Below are 11310 nucleotides of genomic sequence, written 5' to 3'. Positions count from 1 at the left end.
CCGGCTTCAAGACCGCGCTGCGCACGCTGGACTTCACCCGGCCGACGATCGGCGCGCAGGCGGTCGGCATCGCGCAGGGCGCGCTGGACGCGGCCGTGGCCTACGTCAAGGACCGCAAGCAGTTCGGTACGAGCATCGGCAGCTTCCAGGGCGTGCAGTTCATGCTCGCCGACATGGAGATGCGGATCGAGGCCGCCCGGCACCTGGTCTACGTCGCCGCCGCGGCCGGCGAGCAGGGCCGCCCCGACGTCACCCGCGTCTCGGCCTCGGCCAAGGCGTTCGCCTCCGACGTGGCGATGCAGGTGACCACCGACGCCGTGCAGCTCTTCGGCGGTGCCGGCTACACCCAGGACTTCCCCGTCGAGCGCATGATGCGCGACGCCAAGATCACCCAGATCTACGAGGGGACCAACCAGATCCAGCGCATGGTGATCGCCCGCTCGCTGCTCCGTTAGGAGAGCAGGCGGGAGATGGCGGACAGGCGGGAGTCCCCGGCCATGGCGGCCAGCCAGGCGGCCCACCCCGGGCGGCTGCGCATCGCCTCCAGGGCGCCCCGTGCGGCTTCGCGGTCGCCGCGCTGCGACGCCGCGATGGCCGCGTACAGGTCGCGCGCCCCCTCGGGGGCGAACAGGGCGAGGGTCTCGTAGTCCCGCTCGTCGTAGGCCCGCTGCAGGTTGCGCAGCATGCGGAGCTGGGCCACGGGGTCGCCGGAGTCGTCGACCCGCAGGTCCATCCGCACGCCGTCGTCCTCGTCGGTGGCCGGCGTCCCGGAGACGACGAGCAGCGCCGCCGACTGCCGCCCCCGCAGGTCGCCGCCGGCGTCCTGCCCGGCCGTGAGCGCGGCCAGCAGCCGGTCCGGCAGGCCACCGCCGGCCGCGGTGAAGGCCTGCGCCATGGCGGGCAGGACCTCCGCCGAGGCGAGCATGTTGCCCTGCACGCTCCAGCCGTCGCCGAGCAGGTGGCCCGACACCGGGAAGGCCGTGCGTCCGGTGTCGGCCGCGACCCGCCCGTCGGCGGCCAGGACGGCGATCTGCCGGTCGGCGTCCTCGGCCGAGTGCGCCGCCCTCCGCACCAGCTCCTCGGGCCCCGCGCCGTCGGCCAGGCCGTTCAGCAGCGTGCCGCCCAGACCGCGGCGGCTGCGCGCCTGCACGGCGACCACGCCGATGCCCGGCCGGGCACCGGGCACCGCGCGACCCACGGCGAGGATGCACGAGGAGACGGCGATCCCGAGGTCCCCGGTCCCGGGGTCGCGCGCGACGACCGAGAACGTCACGCAGGTGCGGTCAGGCGGCGGTCGGCAGCGACATCGTCGGGACGTCGTCGGGGACGGTGAGCGGCGCGCCGGTGGCGGCCACGACCTCGTCGACGGTCACGCCGGGGGCGACCTCGCGCAGCACGAGCCCGTCGTCGGTGACGTCGACGACGGCGAGGTCGGTGACGATCCGGTCGACGCACGCCTTGCCGGTGAGCGGCAGGGTGCACTCCTGGACGATCTTGGCCGACCCGTCGCGGGCGACGTGCTCCATCATGATGATCACCCGCTTGGCGCCCCGGACGAGGTCCATCGCGCCGCCCATGCCGTTGACCATCTTCCCGGGGATGAGCCAGTTGGCCAGGTCGCCGCGGACGTTGACCTGCATGGCGCCGAGGATGGCCAGGTCGAGGTGGCCGCCGCGGATCATCCCGAACGACTGCGCGGAGTCGAAGAAGCTGGCGCCCGGCAGGATCGTCACCGTCTCCTTGCCGGCGTTGATCAGGTCCGGGTCCTCCTCGCCCTCGAACGGGTAGGGGCCGACGCCCAGGATGCCGTTCTCGCTGTGCAGGACCACGTGGACGTCGTCGGGGACGAAGTTGGGCACCAGGGTCGGCATGCCGATGCCCAGGTTCACGTACTGGCCGTCGGTGAGCTCGAGGGCCACGCGGGCGGCGAGCTCGTCGCGGGTCAGCGCCATCTCGTCAGGCCTCCGTCGTCTCGTCGCCGGCACCGGCCGGGGCGGCCTCCTCGGTGCGCGGCCGGGTGGTCCGCTTCTCGATGTTCTTGCCCTCGGGGCCGACCACGACGACCCGCTGGACGTACACCCCGGGCAGGTGCACCTCCTCGGGGCGGATCTCGCCGGGCTCGACGAGCTCCTCGACCTCGGCGATGGTGATCCGGCCGGCCATGCCGGCGAGCGGGTTGAAGTTCATCGCCGACTCGTGGAAGACCAGGTTGCCGTGCCGGTCGCCGACCGCGGCCCGGACCAGCCCGTAGTCGGCGGTCAGCGCGGTCTCGAGCACGTACTGGCGGCCGTCGAACTCGCGGACCTCCTTGGGCCGGCTGGTCTCGACGACGTTGCCGTCGGCGTCGTAGCGGATCGGGATGCCGCCGTCGGCGACCATCGTGCCGACGCCGGTCGGCGTGAAGAAGGCGGGGATGCCGGCGCCGCCGGCGCGCAGCCGCTCGGCCAGCGTGCCCTGCGGGGTCAGCTCGACCTCCAGCTGGCCGGAGAGGTACAGCCGGGCCAGCTCCTTGTTGCCGCCGACGAACGAGCTGATGGTGCGGGTGATCCGGCCGGCGTAGAGCAGCACGCCGAGCGCCTGGTCGTCGACGCCGCAGTTGTTCGAGATCGTCGTCAGGTTCTTCGCGCCCTGCTCCAGCAGCGCGTCGATCAGCTTGATCGGCACCCCGCAGAGCCCGAAACCACCGACGGCGAGCGTCGCGCCGTCGGCGATGTCGGCCACGGCCTCGCGGGCGCCGGCCACCACCTTGTCCATGCAGGAACCACCGTTCTGGGACGCGGCGGGACACCCCCGTCAGGCGGGGCGGCCCAGCGCGCGGATGCCGTCGATCTGGGGTCCGAGCGTAGCCGTGACCCGTTCGGCGGCCGCGCGGGCGGCCAGGCCGGCGGGGTCGGGGGAGCGGCAGACCACCACGGAGGCGCCGGCGGCGAGCGGGGCGAGCAGCCAGGCCACCGGGCCGGCCTCGGCCGCGGTGACGTCGTCGACCAACACCCGGTCGCCCTCCGCCAGGCCGAGGCGCCCGGCCAGCTCGCCGGCCCCCTCGACCAGCCCGCCGAGGGTCAGCTCCAGCCCGCCCACGCGCAGGCCGGGGGCGGCCGGGTCCGGCGGTGTCCAGGGGGTGAAGCGGTCGCCGGCGGTGCGCACCTCCAGCGCGAAGTCGCGGGCCGGGCCGGTGTAGTCGCGCATCCCGAGACCGAGCGGGTGCAGCGACAGCCCCAGGAGCTCCCCGCCGGCCACCTCCGCGACGGCGTCGACCCGGTCCCGCGCGGCGAGGACGACGTCGGCCTCGGCGAGCCGGCCGTCGTCCTCCGCGGCGGTGTCGAGCACGGTCGCCCCGCAGCTCCACACCCCGAGCAGCACCGCGGCGGTCTGCCAGTGCACCGGCAGGGCCACGGCCACCGCGCTGCCCGGGCCGACGTCGAACTCCTCCTGCAGGAGGTTCGCCGTCTTGGCGACCCAGTTGGCGAGGGTGGTCGCCGACAGCTCCACCCGCTCGCCCGCGGCGTCGTCGTAGTGCGTCAGCAGCGGCCCCGAGGGGTCCCGCCGCCGGGCCCGGTCCAGCAGGTCGGCAGGGGTGGACGGCATGCCGACAGGGTGTCAGCCGCCGTTCGGGTCCCGCTTCGTCGGGGGCTTGCCCTCGTCCAGCGCCTCCTGGGCGGCGACCGGGTCGTAGGCGCAGGCGTCGGCCGCGTCGTCGACGGCGCCCGTGGCCGCACCGGTGGACGCGGTGCCGGTGGTCCCGGTCGTGGTCCCGGTGGTCCCGGTCGTCGTGGTCCCGGTGGTGCCGGTCGTCGTGGTCCCCGTGCCGGTCGCGGTGCCGCCGGCCGGCGCGGCACCGATGGCCGAGGCGACGATCGAGCGGATCAGGTCGAAGTCGGGGTAGGCCGGGCGGATGACCGTGTCGTCGAAGACGACGCTCTGGATGCCGGCGTCCTTGACCTTCAGCGCCAGGTCGACGAAGTCGCCGACGACCTCCTGCGGGATGTCGGTGCTGATGATGTCCTGCGTGGTGGCCGCCAGCTGCTGGTAGCGCGAGAGCAGCGTCATCGGGTCGGCGGCGTCGACGATCGCGTCGATCATGCAGCGCTGCCGCTCCATGCGGAGGTAGTCGGTGAGGCCGAAGCGGCCGCGGGCGTAGGCCAGCGCGGTGGGGCCGTCCATGAGCTGGTTCGGGCCGGGTGCGATGTAGTCGTCGGGGAGGATCTCCCTGGACGGCTCGCCGCCGACCGGCACCCAGTAGTTGACGTTCACGGTGATGCCGCCGAGGGCGTCGATCAGCTGGCTGAAGCCCTCGAGGTTGACCAGCACGTAGTAGTCGATGTCGAGGCCGAGGGCCTCGCCGACGCCGAGCTTGAGGAAGTCGGCGCCGGGGTTGTCCGTCGGGCCGAGGATGTCCGGGTGCATCGCCGGGCCGTTGCGGTAGACGGCGTTGAGCAGGCTCTCGCTCTCGCTGCCGGCGTCGAAGCCGTCCGGGTAGACGTCGTGCAGCGGGCTGTCCTCGGGGAAGGGCAGCTCCTCGAGGTTGCGCGGCAGGCTGAACAGGTCCGTGGCCCCGGTGGCGGTGTCGATGCTGGCGACCATGACCGTGTCGGTGCGGACGCCCTCGCGGCCGTCACCGCCGTCGCCGCCGAGCAGCAGCACGTTGACGCGCGGCTTGTCGGCCCACGGGTTCGGGCCGGTGACCTCCGGCACGGTGGCCGACTCGCCGTCGGCGAAGAGCCCGTCGAGCAGGTTGCGCTGCACGTTGCTCAGGTGGGCCACCTCGAACACCGGGGCGGCGACGCCGAGCGCCAGCGTGGTCACCAGCAGGCCGCCGACCACGTGCCGACCGCGGGAGGTGCTCGCCGGGGCCAGCATGCGGTAGCCGGCGATGACGACCAGCGCCCAGGCGACGGCCAGCGCCACGGCGCCCCAGGTCACCCAGAACAGCGCGGTCGGGTCGACGGCGAGGTGCAGCGCGGTCGAGCGGCCGGCGGTGGCCAGCCACGCACCGGCGGCCAGCGCGAGGACGACGAGGGCGATGAGCGTCCAGCCGAGCTTCCGGCGGCCGGCGGCGACGAAGGCCGAGCCGGGGAGGACGGCGCCCAGGACGGTGAGGCCGAGGACCTTGCCGAAGCCGCGCTCCGGGACGTCCTCGTCGTCCCGGTCCGACTCCCACTCCTCGTCGTCCCACTCCTGCTCGAACCGGTCGAACCGGTCGAACCGGTCGTCGGGCCGGGGGGCCCCGCGGTCGTCCCAGCGGTCGTCCCAGCGGTCCTCGAGCAGCTGGCCGCCGCGGACCGGCTCCTCGTCCCAGCGGCGCTCGCCCCGGGCGGGGGCCGGCACCCGCGGCGGCGGCACCGGCGGGACGGCGGCGCGCCCGCCCCGGGGGACGGGCGGCAGGGCGACGGAGGCGCGCGGCGGGGGGACGGTGGCCGACGAGCGGGGCGCCGAGGAACGGGCCGCGGCCGGGCGGGAGGCCACCGCCGGCACCGGCCGGCGGGCCGGGCGACCCGCGCGCGGGTCGAGCCGCGCGGGCAGGGGGCGGCCGCCGGCCGTCGTGCCGCGGGCCTCACGCTCTCGGGTCACGGGTGTCCTCACTGCTCGGCTGTCGGGGAAGAACGGGCGCGTCGGTGAGCCCTAGTTGATGCAACTGGTGTCTGCGGCGGTCCGGGCGTCCTCGCCCTCGGCGGGGGCCGGGGCCTCCGGTGCCGAGACCGCCTGCCCGACGCCGTTGAAGTCCGAGCCGAGCACCAGCTCCACCGTGCCCTCCGGGGCCTCGTCGGCCTGGACGGTCGTGGCGCCGGGGATCGCGGCCGCCAGGGTGTTGGCGAGCGCGTCGTCGCCCATGGCGTAACGGATCTCGGTGGCGGTGTACTCCGCGCTGTCGGCGTTGCCCGTGCTGACCACGGAGAAGCCCGCGGAGGTCAGCTCGGACGCCGTGTCGGCCGCCAGCCCGGGGATCCCGGAGCCGTTGTAGACGGCGACGGAGACCTCCCCGGGGGTGACGGTCGGCCCGGCCTGGCTGTCGGTCGGCTGCCCCGCGGTGCCGGTGTCGGCCGACAGGTTGGCGAAGAACTCGTGGAGGGTCTCGGTGTCCTGCAGGCGCAGGATGTACCGGCCGTCCTCGTCGTGGTCGTCGCCGGCGTAGGGGATCGTCTCGAAGGTGATGCTGCCGGCGGTGATCGACTGCAGCTGCGCGGCCAGGTCGAACAGGTCGAGGTTCTGGTCGATCGTGAGCGACCCGGCGGCGGCCTCCACGAGCTCGCGCTGCTTGCCGAGGTCGAACAGCACGTTGTCGGAGAGGATCTTGCGGATCATGCCGGCGATGAAGGTCTGCTGGCGGACGATCCGGTCGAAGTCGCCGCGCGGCAGGCCGTGGCGCTGGCGCACGAAGGCCAGCGCCTGCTCGCCGCTGATGGTCTGCACGCCGGCCGGCAGGTCGACGCCCGAGTACGGGTCCTTGACGGCCTCGCAGAGGTTGACCTCGACCCCGCCGATGACGCTGCTGAGGTTGAAGAACCCGAGCAGGTCCACCTCGGCGTAGTGGTCGATCTGCAGCCCGCTGAGCCGGCTGATGGTCTGGATGAGCAGCTGCGCCCCGGAAGCCTGCCGGGCCTCGTCGGTGGCGTCGGGACCGGCGTCGGCCGCGCCGTAGGCGTAGGCGGCGTTCAGCTTGTCCATGCCGTGGCCGGGGATCTCCACGTAGGAGTCCCGCGGGAAGCTGACGAAGGAGGCGGCCGACCCGTCGGCGGGGACGTGCACCAGGATCATCGTGTCGGTGGCCATGCCGCCGTTGTCCTCGGTGTTGAGCTCGGCGAGCTCCTCCTCGGACGCGCCGGCGCGGCTGTCGTTGCCGACCAGCAGCAGGTTCATCGCGGCGCCGCCGCCGATCCCCTCGTTGCCCGAGGACGGGATCGCGTCGGTGCGGTTGACGCTGGCGTTGGCGACCTGGCCGAGGTACCAGCCCCACCCGGTCGTGGCGAGCAGCACCAGGGAGACCAGTGCGGCCACCAGCCGTCCGGCGGTGGCGGCCCGCGTGCCGCCGCCCGGCCCGCCGGCCCGGCTCCCGCCGCGCCCGGCGCCCGGCCCGGTGCGCTCCGCCCGCGACCCGTCGCCGGCGGCGGGCCGGCGACCGGCCTGCCCCGCGCGGGGGTCGAGCCGCGGTGGCAGCGGGCGCGGTGCGCCGCCGCCACGGCGGGGGTCGGAGCTGCTCACGTCGGGTTGTCGTCCTCACGTGGAACCGTGGGTACCGCGAGGTCGGTCGGGCCCGGCCCCCGCGGCGTGGGTGTGACGGGACGATACGTCCGGAACCTGTGCCGGGCGGTGATCGACGCCGCCCTCTGGAACACTTGGACCCCGTTCACCACACGGACCACGCGCATCCCCCGGCATGCGTGCGGACGGCCCGATCCGGAGGAACCCTGGCGTCATGCGCATCTTCGTGACCGGCGGCGCCGGTTTCATCGGCTCCCACTACGTACGCACGATGCTCAGCGGTGGCTACCCGGGCTTCGAGGACGCCGAGGTGACCGTCTTCGACAAGCTCACCTACGCCGGCAACCTCGCCAACCTCGCCCCGGTGGCGGACGACCCCCGGTACCGGTTCGTCCAGGGCGACATCTGCAGCCAGGCCGACCTCGACGCGGCTCTCCCGGGTCACGACGTCGTCGTGAACTTCGCCGCCGAGTCGCACGTGGACCGCTCGATCCACGGCGCCGCCGACTTCGTCCTGACCAACGTCCTGGGCGCGCAGCAGGTCTTCGAGGCCTCGCTGCGGCACCGCGTCGGCCGGGTGGTGCACGTCTCCACCGACGAGGTCTACGGCTCGATCGACGAGGGCTCCTGGACCGAGGACCACATCCTCGAGCCGAACTCGCCGTACTCCGCCGCCAAGGCCGGCAGCGACCTCATCGCCCGGGCGTACGCCAAGACCTACGGGCTGAACATCTCGATCACCCGGTGCAGCAACAACTACGGGCCGTACCACTTCCCCGAGAAGGTCATCCCGCTGTTCGTCACCAACCTGCTCGACGGCGAGAAGGTCCCGCTGTACGGCGAGGGCGCCAACGTGCGCGACTGGCTGTTCGTCGACGACCACTGCCGGGGCATCCAGCTCGTGGTCGAGAAGGGCCGGCCGGGCGAGTACTACAACATCGGCGGCGGCCGGGAGCTGTCGAACAAGGAGCTCACCGAGAAGCTGCTCGAGGCCACCGGCCGCGACTGGAGCTACGTCGAGAACATCGTCGACCCGCGCGGCGGCGGCCACGACCTGCGCTACAGCGTCGACTACTCGAAGACGGCCGAACTCGGCTACGCGCCCCGGATGACCTTCGAGGACGGGCTGGCCCTGACCGTGCAGTGGTACCGCGACAACCGCGCCTGGTGGGAGCCGCTCAAGGCGGCCGCCGCGACCGCCGTCCGATGACGGTCGACTGGCTGGTCACCGGCGCGCGGGGGCAGCTCGGCACCGACCTGCTGGAGGTGCTCGCCGGCCGCGCGGGCGACCGCGTCACCGGGCTGGGCCGGGCGGAGCTCGACCTGACCGACGAGAAGGCGGTCCGGACGGCGGTGCAGGACTGGCTGGCCGGCGTGCCGGCCGGCGCCCGTCCGGTGCTGGTCAACGCCGCGGCCTACACCGCGGTCGACGCCGCCGAGGAGGACGAGGGCACCGCCCGGCTGGTCAACGGCGAGGCGCCCGGCTGGCTGGCCGAGGAGCTGGCCGGCCGCGGGCGGCTGGTGCACGTGTCCACCGACTACGTGTTCGACGGCACCGCCACCGTGCCCTACCCGGTCGACGCGCCGGTCGCACCCCGGTCCGCCTACGGGCGCACCAAGGCGGCGGGGGAGGCGGCGGTGCGCGCTGCCGGCGGCGACGCCACCGTGGTGCGCACCGCCTGGGTGTACGGCCGGCACGGCGGCAACTTCGTGCGCACCATGGCCGGGCTCGAGGGGTCCCGCGAGACGGTGTCGGTGGTCACCGACCAGGTCGGCTCGCCGACCTGGTCCGCCGACCTCGCCGCCGGTCTCGTCGCGCTCGGCGAGCGGGCGGACCCGGCGCCGGCGGTGCTGCACTACACCAACGACGGCGCGGTCAGCTGGCACGGGCTGGCGCAGGCGGTCTTCGAGGAGCTCGGCGCCGACCCCCGGCGGGTGCTGCCGACGACGACCGACGCCTTCCCGCGTCCGGCGCCGCGGCCCGCCTACTCGGTGCTCGACCTCGGCGCGTGGACCGCCGCGGGCCTGCCGGCGCCGCGTGCCTGGCGCGGGGCGCTGCACGAGGCGATGCGCGAGGGCTTCCCCCGCCGGTCCTGAGCGCGGCTTCCTGCGGGGCGTCGCGCTCCCGGCTGCTCGCCGCGGCGACGTGGGAGGATGGGCGCCGACAGGCCCGCCGCGGCCGGAAGGCGAGGGGAAGCTGACCCGCACCGCGCGGCGCCCGGACGTCGGAGCCGCACCCGACGGGCCGGTACCCGACGGCGCTCCCCGGGGCCGACGGCGGCTGGCCGCCGTCGGCTGGATCGGGCTCGTCGCCGGGCTCACCGCCACCCAGCTGGCGCTGCTGTGGCGGCGCTTCTACTACGGCAACGACGACTTCCTGCAGTTCCTGGCGGCCCGTGACCACGGCCTGTCCTGGGAGACCCTGTCGCTGAACGTCTTCCAGCACTTCGGCCCCTACAACCGCTTCGGGCACCTGGTCGTCTACCGCTTCGGCGAGCTCTCGCCGCTCAGCGGCATGGCGTTCATGGCGGTGAACTACGCGGCCGTGCTCGTCGCCTGTCTCTGGCTGATGGCCGAGCTGGGGCTGTCGGCGCGGCGCAGGCTGGTCGCCCTGCTGCTGATCGGGCTCTCGGTGAGCGTGTCCGAGAGCGCGATCTGGCTCGACGCCAGCATGCACATCCTGCCGGCGATCGCGGTGACCCTGGCGGTGTGCGCCGCGCACGTGCGCGGGATCCGGACCGGCCGGCGCCGCTGGCACGTCGCCGCGCTGGTCCTCTTCGTCCTCGGCCAGCTGACCCAGGAGCGGCCGGTCTTCGCCCTCCCGCTGCTCGTGCTCGTCGACGTGCTGCTGCTCTGGCGCGACCTGCCGTGGCGGGAGCGGTTCGCCCGGCTGTGGGCGCTGCGCTGGCCGATCGGCTGGCTCGTCGCCGCGGCGGCGGTGATCGCGGTCGCCCTGCAGCTGCTGGTCGTGCTCGACGACACGACGAGTCCCTCCTGGGCCACCACGGGCCGCACCATGCTGCTGGCCCTGACCGGCTACGTCCTGCCGTCGCTGGCCAACCTGCCGCTCGCCGGTCCGCCGGCCCTGCTGGTCCAGGTGGCCGTCGTCGTGCTCGCGGTGGCCGTCGGCGCCGTCGTCGCCCGCGTCCGGCGGGGCAACGCGGGTCCGGTGCTCTTCTGCGCGGCCGTGTTCCTCCTCTACTACGGCTTCCTGAAGGCCAGCCCGATCCTCACCGCGGACTCCGTGGTCGAGAACGCGGAGCGGTTGCACAACGCCGTCTACGTGACCGTCCCGGCGGTCATCGCCCTCGTGCACCTGCGGGGCCCCCGCCTGGCGAGGGCACGCGCGGGCGGTCCGGTGGGCGGGCGCGCGCGTCGTGCGTGGACCGCGCTGGGGGCGGTCCTGCTCGCCGCGTACCTCGTGGTCACCGACGACGCCTACCTCTCCCGGCAGTGGGCGGACACGACGGAGGCCCGCGCGTACTTCGACGCGGTGCGCGCGAACGCGGCCGAGTGGTCCGATCCCGACGTCACGCTGATCCCCCTGTCGGTCCACCCGGCGCTGACCACGGCCTGGAGCCAGTCGTTCGGCCGGCAGGACCGGATCCTGGACCTGGTGGTCCGGGGCTTCCGGTTCCAGGACCTCGGGCCGCGCCCGGTCGTCATCGACGACACGGGGGAGGTGCGACCGGCGGTGCTGGTGCCGGTGCCCGGGCGCACCGAGACCTCCAGCGGGGCGTGCCGCCCGGGGCGGGACCTGCAGCCCACCGGCGTCCGCGTGCAGACCGACGTCTCGCGCGTCCGGGCACCGTCGTACCTGGTGGTCAGCTACCGGTCCGAGGACGACGGCGCCCTCTCGATCGTCACCGATCCCGACCGCCGTCGTCAGGTCGGGTTCCAGCAGGTCCACCTGCCCGCGGGGGAGCACACCCGGGTCGTGCCCCTGGAGGACACCGACGTCCGCGAGCTGGTGGCGACGGCGTCGGGATCCCTCTGCGTCGAGGACGTCGAGGTGGCCCGCGTCGCCGTGCGCGACGACGGGGGACCGGGGTGCCGGCTGCTCGACCGCTACGGCCGCCCCGGGGCCCGGGTGAGCTGCCGGTAGCCCCTCCC

The 11310-nt window shown here is 74.5% G+C and carries 10 protein-coding genes; 4 read left to right on the top strand and 6 right to left on the bottom strand.

From position 1 onward, the window contains the following. A partial coding sequence (locus tag ACI8AF_RS08340) for an acyl-CoA dehydrogenase family protein (protein WP_456539220.1) occupies positions 1-455 on the top strand: 455 nt, incomplete at its 5' end. Here ACI8AF_RS08340 and ACI8AF_RS08335 read toward each other — a convergent pair. From ACI8AF_RS08335 to ACI8AF_RS08310, 6 genes are read right to left on the bottom strand one after another with little or no spacing between them, the layout of a single operon-like run. Continuing rightward, positions 452-1273, bottom strand: coding sequence for a DUF1028 domain-containing protein (locus ACI8AF_RS08335; protein WP_456539219.1), 822 nt, complete (start codon positions 1271-1273; stop codon positions 452-454). The two genes, ACI8AF_RS08340 and ACI8AF_RS08335, sit on opposite strands and share 4 nt — an antisense overlap. 10 nt (positions 1274-1283) lie before the next feature. Next, positions 1284-1952, bottom strand: a complete 669-nt coding sequence (locus ACI8AF_RS08330) for a CoA transferase subunit B (protein ID WP_456539218.1) — start codon at positions 1950-1952, stop codon at positions 1284-1286. A gap of 4 nt (positions 1953-1956) precedes the next feature. Further along, positions 1957-2754 (bottom strand): CoA transferase subunit A, encoded by a 798-nt coding sequence (locus ACI8AF_RS08325; protein WP_456539217.1) that lies wholly within the window; start codon positions 2752-2754, stop codon positions 1957-1959. A gap of 39 nt (positions 2755-2793) precedes the next feature. Then, a complete protein-coding gene (locus tag ACI8AF_RS08320; RefSeq protein ID WP_456539216.1) occupies positions 2794-3585 on the bottom strand; it encodes a TIGR03089 family protein in 792 nt (263 codons plus the stop codon). A gap of 12 nt (positions 3586-3597) precedes the next feature. Next, positions 3598-5568, bottom strand: a complete 1971-nt coding sequence (locus ACI8AF_RS08315) for an LCP family glycopolymer transferase (protein ID WP_456539215.1) — start codon at positions 5566-5568, stop codon at positions 3598-3600. A gap of 51 nt (positions 5569-5619) precedes the next feature. Continuing rightward, positions 5620-7197 (bottom strand): LCP family protein, encoded by a 1578-nt coding sequence (locus tag ACI8AF_RS08310; protein WP_456539214.1) that lies wholly within the window; start codon positions 7195-7197, stop codon positions 5620-5622. A 214-nt stretch (positions 7198-7411) separates the two neighbouring features. Between ACI8AF_RS08310 and rfbB the strand changes: the two genes are divergently transcribed. Genes rfbB through ACI8AF_RS08295 form a run of 3 tightly spaced genes read left to right on the top strand, consistent with a single transcriptional unit; the run spans position 7412 to position 11302 of the window. Next, a complete protein-coding gene (gene rfbB / locus ACI8AF_RS08305) occupies positions 7412-8407 on the top strand; it encodes a dTDP-glucose 4,6-dehydratase (RefSeq protein WP_456539213.1) in 996 nt (331 codons plus the stop codon). Continuing rightward, positions 8404-9294, top strand: coding sequence for a dTDP-4-dehydrorhamnose reductase (gene rfbD / locus ACI8AF_RS08300; protein ID WP_456539212.1), 891 nt, complete (start codon positions 8404-8406; stop codon positions 9292-9294). Before rfbB ends, rfbD begins: the two co-directional genes overlap by 4 nt. Before the next feature lie 49 nt (positions 9295-9343). Continuing rightward, positions 9344-11302, top strand: coding sequence for a hypothetical protein (locus tag ACI8AF_RS08295; protein ID WP_456539211.1), 1959 nt, complete (start codon positions 9344-9346; stop codon positions 11300-11302). Positions 11303-11310 lie beyond the last annotated feature (8 nt).

The sequence above is a fragment of the Blastococcus sp. SYSU D00669 genome (genome assembly GCF_054050715.1).
This window is presented reverse-complemented; position numbering and strand designations above follow the sequence as displayed.